The following is a 13,942-nucleotide window of genomic DNA, read 5'->3' as shown; positions in this document are numbered from 1 at the left end:
CGGGGGTCAGCCGGCCAGCCGCCGCTTGACCTCGGCCGCCACCCGCGAGCCCTCGGCCCGCCCGGCGATCTTGGGGTTGACGACCTTCATGACCTTGCCCATGTCCCTGGGGGTCTGCGCGCCGGTCTCCTCGACGGCGGCGGCGACCAGGGCGGACAGCTCCTCGTCGGTGAGCTGCTCGGGAAGGTAGTCCGAGATGATCTCGCTCTCCGCCCGCTCGGCCTCGGCCTGCTCGGGGCGGCCGCCCTTGTCGAACGCCTCGGCGGCCTCGCGGCGCTTCTTGGCCTCGCGGGTCAGCAGCTTGACGACCTCGTCGTCGCCGAGGGCGCGCTGGGCGGAACCGGCGGCCTCCTCGGTGGAGATCGCGGCCAGGACCATGCGGAGGGTGCCGGTGCGCACCTTGTCACGCGCCTTGATGGCCGTGGTCAGGTCGTTCTTGAGGCGGTCTTTGAGTTCGGACATGGGCCGATCCTACGGCGGTACCCCATCGGCCGACCAACGTTTTGTGCGCGGACGGCGTGAGACCATCGTCGGGGGTGCCGGAACGTCGTTCTGCGACCTCTCCGTCCCGGACGAGACGGCCGCACCCCTCATCCGAGCCCGACGAGGAAGAAGAAGGCCGCATGGGCATCGACAAGGGACGACTCCTGCGCAACACCGGGCGGGCGGTCGCGGTCACGGGGGCCGTCGGGGTCGCCGGGCTGGCCTACGCCTCGGTCATCGAGCGCAACTGGTTCCGGCTGCACCGGTACGAGCTGCCCCTGCTGCCCCCGGGCAGCCCGCGCCTGCGCATCCTGCACCTGTCCGACGCGCACCTGACGCCGGGCCGGCGGATGCTCATCGACTGGATCCGCGGCCTGGAGCGGCACGAGCCCGACCTGGTGGTCAACACCGGGGACTCGCTGGCGCACCCGGAGGCGGTGGAGCCGTTCATCGACGCCCTGGGGCCGCTGCTGGACCGTCCGGGCGCGTTCGTGTACGGGTCCAACGACCTGTTCTCCCCCCAGTTGAAGAACCCGGCCCGCTACCTGTGGCGGACCAGCAAGACCGACTACAACAAGCGCCGGGTGCCGGACCTGCCCTGGCGCGAACTGGGCGCGGCGATGTCCGCCTCGGGCTGGCTGGACCTGAACAACCGCAAGGGGTCCCTCAAGGCGGGCGGCCTGGAGGTGGCGCTGGGCGGCGTGCACGACTCGCACATCAAGCTGGATCGCTACGACGAGATCGCCGGCCCGGCCGACCCGTCGGCGGACCTGCGGCTGGGCGTGCTGCACTCGCCCGAGCCCGCCAACCTGGACCGGTTCGCGGCCGACGGCTACCAGCTGATGCTCGCCGGGCACACCCACGGCGGCCAGCTGTGCCTGCCGTTCTACGGGACGCTGGTCACCAACTGCGGCATCGACCGGCGGCGGGCGTGGGGGCTGCACGAGTACGCGGGGGCCTGGCTGCACGTCTCCGGCGGACTGGGCACCTCGCCGTACGCGCCGGTGCGGTTCTGCTGTCGCCCGGAGGCGTCACTGCTGGACCTCGTGGCGGGCCCGGGAGCGGCCTGAGGAGGCCTGGACCACAGTCCCGTAATCGATTACCCGAGCACTCCCGACGTCCGCTAGACTTGGCCTCGTTGCTTCGGGGTGTAGCGCAGCTTGGCAGCGCGCTTCGTTCGGGACGAAGAGGTCGTGGGTTCAAATCCCGCCACCCCGACAGAGCGAGAGGCCGGTCCTTCGGGACCGGCCTCTCGGCGTTTGCGGACTGTCTCGACCCACCGCTCGACCTCGTCCGGGAGGTGGAGGGCCAGCGCTGGAAGCGGGGGGCGGGCCCGAAGTGATCCGCCGATCGTCCCGGCGCCGCCCCGTGATCCCCGAGGCCCGGTAGGGGCTCCGGGGTCTCAGGCGATCTCGGGGGTGTCCCCCATCGCCTCGAACAGCTGGTTGCGCTGGAAGGTGCCGAGCCGCTCATCGTCGCTGACGGCCTCCGCCGCCAAGTCGCGGCCGTCCCACGCCGGTGTCAGGCCGTTCACGACCACCTCGATGCCCTCGTGGCCCGGTTCTGTGGGGGTGGGTCGATCACCGGCGGTGCCGGTCGGGTCTGCCATGACGGTTCCCTTCCGTGTTCTGGGCGGAGGGGTGGAGCACGCTCGATTCACGGTAACACCGGCGTGCAGGGCCGGGGCCGGCCGGTTTTCCGGGTCAGGGGTTGGGGGTGAGGTAGGTGAGGATGGCGGCGACGGCCGCGCGGGTGCCCGTGGTGAGGGTGGGTTCGATGAGCGGGGCGAAGAACGGGGAGTGGTTGACCGGGGGTTCGCCCGTGTCGGGGGCGAAGCCGCCGAACATCCAGTAGACCGCGGGCACGCCGATGGAGTCGGCTAGGTGGCCGAAGTCCTCGCTGCCCATGACCGGCTCGCCGACGGACACGTTGTCCGCGCCGAGTTCGGCGCGCAGCGCCGACTCGACGCGGGCGGCGGCGTCGGGGTCGTTGTAGCAGCGCGGGAAGGTGTAGATCTCCTCGACCAGCGGTTCGGGGGCGTTGGAGGCGGCGGCCTCGGCGGCGATGACGCGGCGGACCGCGGCGAGCACCTGCTCGCGCACGTCCTGCTCGAAGGTGCGGATGTTGAGGGTGAACACCGCGCGGTCGGGGATGATGTTCTCCTTCAGGCCCGCGTGGAAGGTGCCGCAGGTGATGACCGCCGGGGAGCGCGGGTCCAGCTCGCGGGAGACGATGGTCTGGAGCCGGGCGATCACGTGTGCGCCGAGCACGATCGGGTCGATGGCGGACTGCGGTTGCGAACCGTGGGACTGGCGGCCGTAGAGGGTCACGCGCAGCGCGTCGGCCATGGCCATGGCGGTGCCGTGGGAGAGGGTCACGCTTCCGGCGCGGGCGGGCATCACGTGCTGGCCCAGGACCACTTCGGGGCGCGGGGCGCGGTCCCACAGGCCGTCGTCGACCATGGCGCGGGCGCCCGCGGCGGTCTCCTCACCCGGTTGGAACACGAGGACCAGGGTCCCGGACCAGTCGCCGGTGCGGCCGAGCAGTTCGCGGGCGGCGGTGAGCAGGGACGTGACGTGGGTGTCGTGCCCGCAGCCGTGCATGACGGGCACCTCGGTGCCGTCCTCCAGGGTGCCGGTGGCGGTGCTGGCGTAGTCCAGTCCGGTGTCCTCGGCGATGGGCAGCCCGTCGGTGTCGGCGCGGAACGCGACGACGGGGCCGGGTCCGTTTCGGATGACGCCCACTACGCCGGTGCCGCCGCAGCGGAAGTTCTCGATGCCGAGGTCGTCGAGTTCGGCGGCGATGAAGTCGGCGGTGGCGTGCTCCTGCATGGACAGTTCGGGGTGGGTGTGCAGGTGCCGGTAGATCCGGTGCATGCGCTCGGGGTCGGTGACGGCGGAGGTGGTCTCGACGGTCATTGAGCGGCCTTCCTCGGCGGTCGGAGCGGGGTCCCGTGCACGATAGCGGTCGCGGGGGGAGGGGGCCGGGACCATCGTCGTCGCCACCGTGCGAAGGGCGGTGGCGAGTACCCCCATGGGCGGGGTACGGGCACCACTGCGGGACCGGCGTCCGGTCACCCCTGACCCGGGCCGCGCGGTGGCCCAGACTCGTTCCATCGACGACGGAGCGATTCGGGGAGCCATGGTGGAGACGACGACGCGGACGGATGACCGGGCCTCAGGGCGGGAAGCGCCTCCTCCGACGCTGCGGACGGCCTGCCTCCTGTGGCTGGTCGCGATCGGCGCCGGGGTGGTGGAATCGGTCATCGGGGCGGCGGGGGTCATCGCCGGGGAGGGGTTCGGGCCCGGGTTGGTCGCGAACATCGCACTGCGCACGGTGGTCTACGGGGGTGCGACACTGCTGGTGCTCCGGCTGTACCAGGGCCGTGGATGGGCCCGGATCGCACTCGCCGCCCTGCTCGGCTGCATCGGTCTGGCCACCCTGGTGGTGCCGCTGGTCGGCTGGTTCGCCGCGGACGGTGATGTCGGGGCGGCGCTGGCCGCGGCGGGCGGGGCCGACCTGGCCTATTACACGGTGCGGGGGGTGCACATCGCCGCGGTGCTGGGGGCGATGGTCGCGATGTTCCTGCCGTCGAGCGGCGCACACCTGCGCCGCCGGTGACCCGGGGTCAGCGGTCGAGGCTGTCGATGAAGCGTGCGGACTCGGTTTCGGTCATGCCGGTCTCGCGGGAGACCAGGACGATGGCCTCGGCGACCCGGTCCCGCCCGAGGAGTTCGCGGACCCGGTCGGCGAGGCTGTGGCCCGGGGCCGGTTCGACGGGGACGGACCGGCCCTCTTCGAGTGCGTCGACCGCGTCCTTGGCCTCGGCCAGGCCCATGCCGGTGCGCTCGCGCACGAGCTTGATGGCCTCGATCTTGCGCCGGGCGCGGACGAGGGCGAGGGCCTCGTCGACGGTGACCTGGTCCAGCGGTCGGGCCGGCGCCGGGGGCTTGCGGAGTCCGTCGAAGAAACCCATGGTCGTGCGGCCCTTTCCGGGAGCGTTCCGTTCCGTCGCAGTGTAGTCCCGGGCCCTAGGGTGTCCGGCGGCGCAGGGTGGCCGCGCCCAGGAGCAGTGCCAGCACGGCGGACCCCAGCACGATCCCGGTGTCCACGAGCAGGTCGCCGGTGACCTCGGTCCGTTCCACGGCCTCGGTGATGGCGTCCACCGCGTAGGACAGGGGCATCACCACGGAGATCCAGTACAGGGCGTCGGCCATGTCCTCGCGCGGGGCGAACAGCCCGCACAGCAGGACCTGCGGCATGACGAACGCCGGCATGAACTGCACCACCTGGAACTCGCTGCGGGCGAACGCGCTGGCGAACAGCCCCAGGGCGATCCCCAGCAGAGCGTCGACCAGGGCGATCACGCCGAGGGTCCACAGCGACCCCTCGGTCTCCATGCCCAGTCCCAGCGCCACCGCGATCACCACGGCCACCTGGACGACGGCGACCAGGCCGAACGCCAGTGCGTACCCGAGGAGCAGGTCGAACCGGCCCACCGGCAGGGTCATGAGCCGTTCCAGGGTGCCGCTGCGGCGTTCGCGCAGGGTCGCGATCGAGGTGATGAGGAACAGCACGACGAACGGGAAGATCGCCACCAGTTGCGGGGCCAGCCGGGCGAAGAACACCTCGTCGTCGAAGACGAAGCGCAGCAGCACCAGCAGCAGTGACGGGACGACGAGGAGCAGGGCGACCGTGCGCGGGTCGTGGCGGAGCTGGCGCAGGATGCGCAGTGCGGTGGCGCCGGTGAGGGCGGGGTGCATCAGTCCTCACCCCCGGTGGGGGCCTCGGACGCCGGGCGTTCGTGGCGGCCGTGCCCGAGGTCGGGTTCGCGGACGATGCGCAGGAAGGCCTGTTCCAGGTCCTGTACACCGGTGCGCGTCCGCAGCCGTGCGGGTGTCTCCTCGGTGACCAGGCGGCCCTCGCGCAGCAGCACGAGCCGGTCGCAGCGCCCGGCCTCCTCCATCACGTGGCTGGAGACCAGCAGGGTGGTGCCGCGGTCGCGGAGCCGGTGGAAGAGCGACCACAGTTCCTCGCGCAGCACCGGGTCCAGCCCCACCGTCGGCTCGTCCAGGACCAGCAGCCGCGGGCTCCCCAGCAGGGCGACCGCCAGGCTGGCCCGGGCGTGCTGGCCGCCGGACAGTTCGCCCGCCGGGCGGCGGGCCAGGTCGGTGAGGCCGACCTCCGCCATGACCCGGTCCGGGTCGGTGCGGGGCGCCCGCAGTACGGAGGCGAAGTAGGTGAGGTTCTCCCGGACGGTGAGGTCGGCGTAGACCGAGGGGGTCTGCGCCGCGTAGCCGATCAGGGTGCGCAGCGGGGCCGCTCCGGCCGGGTGGCCGAGCACCGTGACGGTGCCCGCGGTGATGCGCTGCACGCCGGTGATCGCGCGCATGAGCGTGGTCTTGCCGCTGCCGCTGGGCCCGAGCAGGCCGACCACCTCGCCCGCGGGGACGCTCAGGTCGAGTCCGGTGAGCACGTCCTGTCCGCCGCGCCGGACGGTCAGCCCGGTCGCCGTTACCGCATCGGTGTCCATGGTCGGACGGTAGGCCGCTTTCACGGCCGGATCAATGCGCCGGGCCCGGGTCGGCGCTCCCGCCGTGCGCACCGCGGCCCCCGGCCCGGGTGTGGAGCCGGGCCGGGGGTGCGGCAGGTGGTCAGCTGCGGACGTTGACGTCGATGCAGGCGTAGAAGGCGTTGGCCGTGTCGTAGACGTTCCACACCGCGAGGATCTTCTGCGGGCCGTTGTAGCCGGACAGGTCGAGGGTGTGGGAGAAGGTCGAGGGCGGCTGCGCACCGCCGTCGTCGAAGACCGCGATCCGCTGGCCGCCGATGAAGTACTCCCAGGTGGAGGTGCGGTGGTTGGCCGTGATGGTCCAGGTGAAGGACTGGGTGCGGCCGACGTCGGTCCGCTGCCAGCCGTAGCCGTCGTCGTCCAGCTCGGCGAAGCGGGCGTTGCCGCCGGAGCAGCTGGTCAGGCCCTTGGGGCCCTCGACGCTCTGCGGCTCCCACTGGATGGAACCGCACTGGACGGTTCCGGCGGCGCACTGCGCCTGGCGGCTCGGTGGGTTGGAGGTGTAGCCGTGCGCGTTGGCCGTGCCCACGGGCATGAGGCCGAAGAGGAGGGTGGTGGCGGCGGCGAGCGCCGTCACGGCGCGCAGCGGGCGGTGTTTTCGGGGGGTGTCGGTCCTGCGGGTCTGCATGCGGGGCCCTTCTGTGGGGGTCATGGTCCCCGGTGGTGTGGGGGCGCATCGGGGGACGCGTAGCGGGATGACCCGGACCGTTTCCGGTCCAGGGCGGGGCTGGGTGCTCGGGGTTCGGATGGCTCCCGGGCACCGGACGGCGTCGTCCCGGAATCCCCTGTGCACGTGGGGTTCCCGCCCATTGCGGAAGACCGTAGGCAGGCTGTGACGAAGAGTGCAAGGGTCCTGGTGACACGGGTGAGGAGGGTGGGACCGGACCGCGTTCCGGACCACTGCGCACCCTCCGGCCGCTGGTACGGGTGGCGATCGGGCGGGCGCATGGAGTGAGAGCAGGGGGGATGGAGGCCGCGGTGCGCGAGCGGTCTGGACGGAGAGAGGTGTAGACCAATCCGGGCGGGCGGGGCCTGTCCACTGGACCTCACCGAAGGGATAGTTTTCCCTTACCCGACTTCAGTCCGCCTCGGAAATCCCGTACGGGGCGTCCTCGTGATCGGTCCGGAGCGGCACCCGGAAGCGTTCGGCCAGCGCCGCGCCGAACGCCCGGACCTCCCGCGGCTCGGCCCATCCGACCGGTCCGGGTGCACGGCAGCGCAGACACACGACGAGCGCCTCCTCCCCCGACGCGAAGCGGGCGTCCAGCCGGACCATCCACCCGAAGTCGTCGCCGTCCCAGGAGATGACCAGTTCACGGAGCACGCCCTGACGGCCGGCGATCCGCTCCACCAGGTCCGGCATCGTCGGCACGGGCTCGGGCGGGCAGGGGTCGACACCGAGTTCGGCGAACCGCTTCAGGACCATGTCCCGCGCGTCGTACAGGTGCAGGCCGCCCCAGGGGCGGAAGGCCTCCCGGACGGCGATGACCCCGGCGATGTATCCGCGTTCCCGGATGGCCGTGTCGATCCGGGAGCGCCCCGCGTCGTCCAACAGGCGCAGGAGCGCGGTGTCGTCGTCGCGGACTTCTCGCATGGGGGAGACGGTACGGCGTGTACCACTCCCGGAGGAAGCGGTTTATCTCCTACGATCCTGGACATGGGCCGATCGTCCGATGAATCGCCGCTCCGGCGGATCACCGCGGAGTCCTGCCTCCTGGGCGGGGCCGGGTACGCCGTGCTGCTCCAGATCGCCCACCCCAGCGTCGCACACGGGGTGTACCACCACAGCGACTTCGAGAACCGCCCCTTCGCCCGGCTCTTCGGCACGCTCGCCTACGTCTACGGAACGGTCTACGGCACCGACGAGGAGCGTGAACGCCTGCACGCCGTCGTCCGGGCGATGCACAAGAAGGTCAACGGCCCCGGCTACCGGGCCCTGGACGACGACCTCCTGCTGTGGGTCGCCGCCACGCTCTGCCACGGTTCCGCCCGCGTGTACACGCTGGTGTTCGGCGGGTTCCGCGACGACGAGGAGTACGCGCTCTTCCTGCGGGAGGCGTCGGTGTTCGGCACCGCCCTGGGGCTGCCCGCCGCGGCCTGGCCCGGCACCCCCGAGGCGTTCGACGCCTACTGGGAGGAGGCGGTCACCCGGCTGGAGGTGGGGGACGAGGCCCGCGACATCACCCGTCGTCTGTTCCGACCCCGCCAGCCGGTGCTGCGCCTGCTGATACCCCTCCAGGAACTGCTCACCGCCGGCCTGTTGCCGGAACGGCTGCGCGACGGGTTCGGCCTGCCCTGGTCGCCGGGCCGGCAGCGGCTGTTCGACTGGATCCTGGCCGTCACACGGATCGTCTACCCCCGGGTGCCCCGGCCGGTGCGGACGCTGCCCGCCACCGTGTGCCTGTGGTCGATGCGCCGGAGCGGCGACCCGGTCCGGCTCAGCCGCCGAAGCGGTCGGCCAGGGCCGCGCGGGCGCGTTCGGCGTCGGGCGACCCCACCTCGGTGAGGATCTCCGCCGCCGTGCGCAGGAACTCCTCGGCCCGAGCCGCGGCCACGGTGGGCGCGGGCAGGGTGCCCAGGGCCAGGCAGGCGCGGGCGACGGTGTAGCGCTCGTCGCGCTCCAGGGCGATGGCGTGCGCCTTCTCCAGGGCGATCGCGGCCTCCTCGTGGTGCCCGGCCTCGGCGTGGGTGATCCCCAGGTCGGTGAGGATCTCGGCGTCGCCGCTGCGGTCCCCGGACGCCTCGGCCAGGGAGAGGGCGGCCCGGTGGGCCTCGACGGCCTCCCCCCACGCCTGCATCGCGCGGTAGGCGATACCGAGGGAGTTGTGGATGTAGATCTGACCGGCGACCAGCCCGGTACGCGAGGCCGTCTCCATCGCCTCGCCGAGGTCCGCAAGCCCCGAATCCACCTCGCCGAGAGCCACCTTGGCCTCGCCCATCACCCGTTTGACCAGGACGGCGGCCTCTTCCCAATCCTCCTCGGGAGCCTTGGTCTCGGCCTGCTCGGCACAGTGGAGGGCTTCGTGGTACTGCCCGAGACTCTGCCTGACCACCGCGAGGTTGCCCCACTGGAGGGCTTCCAGACGCTGGTCTCCCAAGTTCTTGGCATGGTCGATGACCCCCTGGATGGCCTCGGCCGATTCGTACAGCCGACCGACCCTCTCGTAGACCATGCCCAGGTTGGCCAGGGCCCGGATGCTGCCCCGGCCGTCCCCCAGTTCGGAGAGCAGGTCCCGGGCCTCGACCAGCATGCCCAGCGACTCGTCGAACCTCCCGGAGATGTAGTGGGCTATGCCCAGGCCGATGAGGGTGACGGCCCGCCCGCGTTTGTTGCCCTGCCGGTCATTGGCCTGTAGGAGTCGCTGGTGGGAACCTATGAGCAGCTCCATCTGACCGTGCAGGGCGTAGAAGCGCCACACCGATTCGGCCATGCGCCAGGCGTGTTCGCCGTTCCCGCTCGCGGAGAAGTAGTCGATGGTGTCCGCCAGGTTGTCCCGGTGCAGGTGGAACCACTTCTCGGCGTCCTCCCGGCGCATGAGTTCGGTGCGGTAACCGGACTTCAGCTTCTCCTCTTCCTCCAGGACGCCGGGACCCAGGAGACCCGCGGCATGCTGGGAGGTCGCCAGGTAGTACTCGGCGAGCCGTGTCCTGGCCTCGGCCACGTGCTCGGCGCCGAACTCCCCTTGAGCGCGCTCCAGGGCGAAATCCCTGATGAGGTCGTGCATGCGGTACACGTCCCCCTGGGGCTCATCGAGCAGGCACACGCCGACGAACTCCTGGAGGACGTCGTCGGCGTCCTCGACCAGCGTGCCGAACAGCGCGGAGCCGCCCGCCAGATCGATGGTGTTGCCGATCATCAGGGACAGTGTGAGGAAGGCTTTGCGCTGGTCCTCGTCCAGGCTCCGGTAGGAGAGGTCGATGGCCGTTTCCACACTCTGGCCGTCGACCTGGAGTTCCCGGAATTTGCGGTTCTGCTCGTTGAGGCGGCGCACCACGTGCTCGAACGACCACCGGGGGCGGCTGAGCATACGGCCCGCGATGACCCGCAGGGCCAGCGGCAGTCCGCCGCAGATCCGTGCGATCTCGCGGGCCCGGTCTTCCTCGGCCTCCACCCTGTCCCGGCCCAGGACCCGGGACAGGAGTTCCAGGGAGGATTCCTCATCGAACATCCCCAGGGAGAGGAAGCGGGCGCCGCTCAGGCCCGAGAGCTCGTTCCTGCTGGTGATGAGCGTGAGGGAGCCCGGTGAGGAGGAGAGCAGCGGGCTGACCTGGGCGTAACTCGCCGCATTGTCCAGAACGAGGAGCACCTTGCGCCCCATGAGAGTGGCCCGCCACAGGGCGGCGCGCTCCTCCAGGCTTTCGGGGACCTCTTCCGGGTCCACGCCCACCGCGCGCAGGAGGGAGCCGAGAGCGGCCCGCGGCTCCAGGGGCTCCTTGCCCGCGGTGTACCCGTAGAGGTCGATGAAGAGCTGACCGTCGGGATAACGTTTGGCGGCTTCGTAACCGAAACGTACCGCCGTGGTGGTCTTGCCCTCGCCTCCGGCTCCCGTGATGACACAGACCTCGGCTCGGCCGGCATCGGTGAGCGACACCTCTTCCAACCGCCGCAGGGTGTCCCGGCGGCCGGTGAAGTCCGGCAGGTCCCGGGGCAGGTCGTTGCGGACCCGGTAACGAAACCCCGATTCCGTTGGTTCGGGTCGGGGTTTCTGGGCCTGGTCGGCGTCCTCCCGGAGGATGCGGGTGTGCAGCGACATGAGTTCGGGGCCGGGGTCCACACCCAGTTCGTCGGCCAGTCGCGCGCGGAAGTCCTCGTAGGCGGCCAGAGCCCGCGCCTTCTCGTTGTCCCGCCACAGCGCGGTGATGAGCAAATGGTGCAGACGCTCCCGAAAGGGCTCCTCGCCCGCCAACGGGGTGAGGCGCGAGACGACCTCGAAGTTCCGGCCCGCCTCCAGGGCGCACGAGGCCCAGGAGAGGACGGCGCTCCACTTCTCCTCGCGCAGGGGGGAGACGACCGTGTGTTCCAGGGACTCCGAGCCGATCCCGGAGAAGGGGACCCCGCGCCAGCAGGCGAGGGCCCGGTCGAGCAGCTCCAGCGCGACCTCGGGTTCGGCGTGGGCGGCCTCGTCACGCAGACGACGGAAGCGGTACAGGTCGACGGATTCCGGATCGACGTCGAGGACATAACCGCCGGCGGTGGTGGAAATGCGGTCGGGGATCAATCGGCGCAGGTGGGAGACCTGGACCTGGATGACCGAACGAGCGGTGCGCGGGGGCTCGTCACTCCAGAGGTAACCGATGAGCCGGTCCACGGTGACTTCCCGGCCGAGATTCACCAGGAGTGCGCCGAGTACACAGCGTTGCCGCGGTCCGCCGATCGAAACCGGGCGCCCGTCGGACCAGGCGGCGATGGGGCCGAGCACACCGAATTCCACAAGGAGCAACCCTAGCAAGAAGAATTGCGCCAAAGCGGAATCCGGTCATACCGAAAACTCCGAGTATCTCCCCCTCTGCTTCAGATACTCGGAGTGTCTTTTCGGCTACCTCGGGTCGCTACTTCTCCTCGGAGGACTTCTCCTCGGCGGGCGCGCCCTCGGCGGGTAGGACGTCGGCCGGAACCGACTTCTCCGGCTCCGGTTCCGGCTCCTGCACGGGGACCATCTTGGCCTCGGGCATCGCGTCGGCGATGATCGCCTCGAACCGGTCGTCGAGAGTCAGCATCTGGGGGACTCGCAATCCTCGTCTCACCGCACTCGCATAGAGCCGCAGGGTGGCTCTACGTCGTCTGCGCACCATCACGGACTTCACCGCCCTTCGGGGCGGACGGGCCACCCGTGGCGGGCTCCGCCTCAGGGAACGCCACGGGTGGCATGTGTCCAACGAACGACGATCCGGTCGGGAGGTTCGCGAGCCGTCCTCTCGCGGCGACCGGTCGTGCCGAACGCCTTCGACACTAGAGAGATCTTCTTCCAGGCCGCTTTCAGTCCACTTACAGCCCGCGGAGAGGGCCGGAGCCGAGGCTCGGGAGAAACGACACAGCGTGGAATGGACGTACACCCGGGGTGACGCATTCGCCTTTTCCGATACCCGTCCGGAGGCCGGGCAAACGGGAATCTGATCACCATTCGCCGCCCTGTTCTCCCCTCCTCCACGGGGCTCGGGCCTCCGTGGCGGGGGAACCCGGTGCCGACCCGTGCGGGAGCGGCTCCCGGTGACGGTGTGACCTCTTGTGGCCGTTCACGGTACGCCAGGGGCATTCGGGCCTAAACTGCGGCGCGTGGCCCATCACGCCCATCTGGACGAAACCCCCGGTCGCCCCCACCCCATCCTGCCCGGCGACCGTGTTCTGCGTGCCGCGGTGCTCTCCGTCGGAGCGGCCGTCGTGGCCGTCGCCGTGCTGGGCCTGTACCTGTTCGGCGGGCTCGAAACCGCCTCCCCCGACCCGGAACCGCCCGGCACCGGGCTGCGCAACATCCTGTACGAGATCACCCCGCACGAGGCGGCACCGGCCTCCGACGAGGTGAAGGGCGCCGTCGTCCAGGTCCTCGCGGACGTGGAGCTGCACGGCTCCGACCTGCCGGTGTCGATGTTCGACATCGGCTCGACCATGGATGTGCGGCTGTTCCCCGGAGACCACAGGGTGAAGCACCCCGACCTGGCCCTGACCCGCCACCCCCAGGGCGTCACCACGCGGCTGCAACCGCACATGCCCGAGGAGGCACTGATCAGCTGGCCCCTGCCCGACGGCGTCTCCCCCGACGAGGTGGACACGATCCGGATCACGGTGCACCAGACCGAGAAGCTCGTCACGACGGGCGGCGGCGGTTTCTTCTGGACCCCGGTCGCCGGTTCCAGCGTCGGCACGGTCGACCTGTCGATCGGGGAGGGCTGACCGTGCCCTCGCAGTCCCGCTCCGGTGTGGGGCGCCGCGTCCTGAACTTCGTGCTGTGCGTCGGCCTGATCTCCGCGGTCCTCTTCGTCCAGCGCTTCATCGTCGCCCAGGATGCTCTGGTGGAGCCCGTCGCGACCGCCGGGGCGCAGGGGTCGGTGGTGTCCAGCCGCGCGTTCGAGGCCGAGGTGACGCGGGTGGACGTCACCGCCGAGATCGAGGTGACCAGCAGCGTCATCGGCGACGCCGAGAAGGTCCCCGCCAACGGTGTGTGGGTGGTCGTGTGGGCACGGGTGACCGCCTTGGAGGACACGGTGCACGGGGTCTCGGCGGAGCTGCGGATGGCCGACGGCGTGGTGTACGACGAGCGGGGCTGGTTCTGGGCGTCGCTGGACCGGGGGACCTTCTCCCCCGCGATCCCGCAGCGGGGCGCGTTCGTGTTCGAGGTGCCCGCAGACCGCCTGGACGGGCCTGCGCTGGTGCTGACGCACCGGCCCGGGTTCGAGGACCGGCTGTCCTCGCAGGTGGAGATCGACCTGGGCGAGGTCGACTCCGAGCCGGGCCCCGAAGCGGTGATCCTGACCGGGCCCGAGATCGACATGGGTGGGAACGGGACGGGGGAGGCGGCGGATGCGTCCGAATGAGCCCGGGGACCCCGGGGACCCCCGCAGGCCCCGACCCGGCGACGCGCCGCGGGAGGGCGGGCCGCCGGCGTCGCCGTACCGTATTCCCGGACGGCCGTCCGGTCCGCCCCCGGCGGGGCGGGCCGACGGATACGGCGGATACCCCGGGGAGCGTCCCGGGCCGCCGCCGGAGCAGCGGATCCCGCGGCGCCCCGTGCGGCAGCGGCCGGGGCCGGTGGACCGGTCCGCGGGCTCCGAGGGGTTCGGCGGCCCGGTGCGACCGCCACAGGATCCGCGCGGTCCGGCGAACGACGGGGCGTATCCGCCGCAGGACCGCAGCGGGCGCCGCAGGGCCCCGGGCCCCCCGGACGGGCCGAA

At 71.4% G+C, this 13,942-nt stretch carries 15 protein-coding genes and 1 tRNA gene; 6 read left to right on the top strand and 10 right to left on the bottom strand.

Annotation, left to right across the window (positions count from 1 at the left end; translation table 11 throughout):
• Positions 1-6: 6 nt before the first annotated feature.
• Positions 7-462 carry a GatB/YqeY domain-containing protein gene (locus QJS33_RS20035; RefSeq protein ID WP_306369560.1) on the bottom strand — a complete coding sequence of 152 codons (456 nt, stop codon included), beginning with the start codon at positions 460-462 and terminating at the stop codon, positions 7-9.
• 161 nt (positions 463-623) lie between these two features.
• Here QJS33_RS20035 and QJS33_RS20030 point away from each other — a divergent pair, with 161 nt between their 5' ends.
• Together QJS33_RS20030 and QJS33_RS20025 are read left to right on the top strand one after the other, a co-directional pair.
• Complete coding sequence (locus QJS33_RS20030; protein ID WP_306369559.1) at positions 624-1,553, top strand: metallophosphoesterase; 930 nt, start codon at positions 624-626, stop codon at positions 1,551-1,553.
• Positions 1,554-1,627: 74 nt separating this feature from the next.
• Positions 1,628-1,701: transfer RNA gene (locus tag QJS33_RS20025), tRNA-Pro, on the top strand.
• 184 nt (positions 1,702-1,885) lie between these two features.
• On the opposite strand, the gene QJS33_RS20020 is transcribed toward QJS33_RS20025, so the two are convergent.
• The gene (locus tag QJS33_RS20020; RefSeq protein WP_306369558.1) at positions 1,886-2,092 is read right to left on the bottom strand and encodes a hypothetical protein; all 207 of its coding nucleotides are present in this window, start codon (positions 2,090-2,092) and stop codon (positions 1,886-1,888) included.
• A gap of 94 nt (positions 2,093-2,186) precedes the next feature.
• Positions 2,187-3,401, bottom strand: a complete 1,215-nt coding sequence (locus QJS33_RS20015; protein WP_306369557.1) for an amidohydrolase — start codon at positions 3,399-3,401, stop codon at positions 2,187-2,189.
• Between the two features lie 223 nt (positions 3,402-3,624).
• Between QJS33_RS20015 and QJS33_RS20010 the strand changes: the two genes are divergently transcribed.
• On the top strand, positions 3,625-4,104 hold the full coding sequence (locus QJS33_RS20010) for a hypothetical protein (protein ID WP_306369556.1): 480 nt from the start codon (positions 3,625-3,627) through the stop codon (positions 4,102-4,104).
• A gap of 7 nt (positions 4,105-4,111) precedes the next feature.
• Here QJS33_RS20010 and QJS33_RS20005 read toward each other — a convergent pair whose 3' ends face one another.
• The 5 genes from QJS33_RS20005 to QJS33_RS19985 form a co-directional block, all read right to left on the bottom strand.
• Entirely contained in the window at positions 4,112-4,459 is a 348-nt protein-coding gene (locus QJS33_RS20005; protein ID WP_306369555.1) for a ribosomal protein L7/L12, read from the bottom strand.
• A 55-nt stretch (positions 4,460-4,514) separates the two neighbouring features.
• On the bottom strand, positions 4,515-5,246 hold the full coding sequence (locus tag QJS33_RS20000) for an ABC transporter permease (protein ID WP_306369554.1): 732 nt from the start codon (positions 5,244-5,246) through the stop codon (positions 4,515-4,517).
• Complete coding sequence (locus QJS33_RS19995; protein ID WP_306369553.1) at positions 5,246-6,016, bottom strand: ABC transporter ATP-binding protein; 771 nt, start codon at positions 6,014-6,016, stop codon at positions 5,246-5,248. Before QJS33_RS19995 ends, QJS33_RS20000 begins: the two co-directional genes overlap by 1 nt.
• A gap of 121 nt (positions 6,017-6,137) precedes the next feature.
• Positions 6,138-6,683, bottom strand: coding sequence for a lytic polysaccharide monooxygenase auxiliary activity family 9 protein (locus QJS33_RS19990; protein WP_306369594.1), 546 nt, complete (start codon positions 6,681-6,683; stop codon positions 6,138-6,140).
• A gap of 450 nt (positions 6,684-7,133) precedes the next feature.
• Positions 7,134-7,649 carry a hypothetical protein gene (locus tag QJS33_RS19985; RefSeq protein WP_306369552.1) on the bottom strand — a complete coding sequence of 172 codons (516 nt, stop codon included), beginning with the start codon at positions 7,647-7,649 and terminating at the stop codon, positions 7,134-7,136.
• Positions 7,650-7,712: 63 nt separating this feature from the next.
• On the opposite strand from QJS33_RS19985, the gene QJS33_RS19980 reads away from it, so the two are divergent.
• Positions 7,713-8,561 (top strand): oxygenase MpaB family protein, encoded by an 849-nt coding sequence (locus tag QJS33_RS19980; protein WP_306369551.1) that lies wholly within the window; start codon positions 7,713-7,715, stop codon positions 8,559-8,561.
• On the opposite strand, the gene QJS33_RS19975 is transcribed toward QJS33_RS19980, so the two are convergent.
• Both QJS33_RS19975 and QJS33_RS19970 read right to left on the bottom strand, forming a co-directional pair.
• Positions 8,494-11,430 carry a BTAD domain-containing putative transcriptional regulator gene (locus tag QJS33_RS19975; RefSeq protein ID WP_306369593.1) on the bottom strand — a complete coding sequence of 979 codons (2,937 nt, stop codon included), beginning with the start codon at positions 11,428-11,430 and terminating at the stop codon, positions 8,494-8,496. The genes QJS33_RS19980 and QJS33_RS19975 overlap by 68 nt on opposite strands.
• A gap of 175 nt (positions 11,431-11,605) precedes the next feature.
• On the bottom strand, positions 11,606-11,773 hold the full coding sequence (locus QJS33_RS19970) for a hypothetical protein (RefSeq protein WP_306369550.1): 168 nt from the start codon (positions 11,771-11,773) through the stop codon (positions 11,606-11,608).
• A gap of 556 nt (positions 11,774-12,329) precedes the next feature.
• On the opposite strand from QJS33_RS19970, the gene QJS33_RS19965 reads away from it, so the two are divergent.
• Together QJS33_RS19965 and QJS33_RS19960 are read left to right on the top strand one after the other, a co-directional pair.
• Positions 12,330-12,944 carry a hypothetical protein gene (locus tag QJS33_RS19965; protein ID WP_306369549.1) on the top strand — a complete coding sequence of 205 codons (615 nt, stop codon included), beginning with the start codon at positions 12,330-12,332 and terminating at the stop codon, positions 12,942-12,944.
• 2 nt (positions 12,945-12,946) lie between these two features.
• Entirely contained in the window at positions 12,947-13,585 is a 639-nt protein-coding gene (locus QJS33_RS19960) for a hypothetical protein (RefSeq protein WP_306369548.1), read from the top strand.
• Positions 13,586-13,942 lie beyond the last annotated feature (357 nt).

The sequence above is a fragment of the Nocardiopsis sp. CC223A genome (assembly GCF_030766825.1).
GTDB lineage: Bacteria > Actinomycetota > Actinomycetes > Streptosporangiales > Streptosporangiaceae > Nocardiopsis.
This window is presented reverse-complemented; position numbering and strand designations above follow the sequence as displayed.

What these genes read in the sequence shown, in the direction of transcription:
- QJS33_RS20035 (WP_306369560.1), bottom strand. Translation starts at nt 462, where the DNA reads ATGTCCGAACTCAAAGACCGCCTCAAGAACGACCTGACCACGGCCATC.
- QJS33_RS20030 (WP_306369559.1), top strand. Translation starts at nt 624, where the DNA reads ATGGGCATCGACAAGGGACGACTCCTGCGCAACACCGGGCGGGCGGTC.
- QJS33_RS20020 (WP_306369558.1), bottom strand. Translation starts at nt 2,092, where the DNA reads ATGGCAGACCCGACCGGCACCGCCGGTGATCGACCCACCCCCACAGAA.
- QJS33_RS20015 (WP_306369557.1), bottom strand. Translation starts at nt 3,401, where the DNA reads ATGACCGTCGAGACCACCTCCGCCGTCACCGACCCCGAGCGCATGCAC.
- QJS33_RS20010 (WP_306369556.1), top strand. Translation starts at nt 3,625, where the DNA reads ATGGTGGAGACGACGACGCGGACGGATGACCGGGCCTCAGGGCGGGAA.
- QJS33_RS20005 (WP_306369555.1), bottom strand. Translation starts at nt 4,459, where the DNA reads ATGGGTTTCTTCGACGGACTCCGCAAGCCCCCGGCGCCGGCCCGACCG.
- QJS33_RS20000 (WP_306369554.1), bottom strand. Translation starts at nt 5,246, where the DNA reads ATGCACCCCGCCCTCACCGGCGCCACCGCACTGCGCATCCTGCGCCAG.
- QJS33_RS19995 (WP_306369553.1), bottom strand. Translation starts at nt 6,016, where the DNA reads ATGGACACCGATGCGGTAACGGCGACCGGGCTGACCGTCCGGCGCGGC.
- QJS33_RS19990 (WP_306369594.1), bottom strand. Translation starts at nt 6,683, where the DNA reads ATGCAGACCCGCAGGACCGACACCCCCCGAAAACACCGCCCGCTGCGC.
- QJS33_RS19985 (WP_306369552.1), bottom strand. Translation starts at nt 7,649, where the DNA reads ATGCGAGAAGTCCGCGACGACGACACCGCGCTCCTGCGCCTGTTGGAC.
- QJS33_RS19980 (WP_306369551.1), top strand. Translation starts at nt 7,713, where the DNA reads ATGGGCCGATCGTCCGATGAATCGCCGCTCCGGCGGATCACCGCGGAG.
- QJS33_RS19970 (WP_306369550.1), bottom strand. Translation starts at nt 11,773, where the DNA reads ATGCTGACTCTCGACGACCGGTTCGAGGCGATCATCGCCGACGCGATG.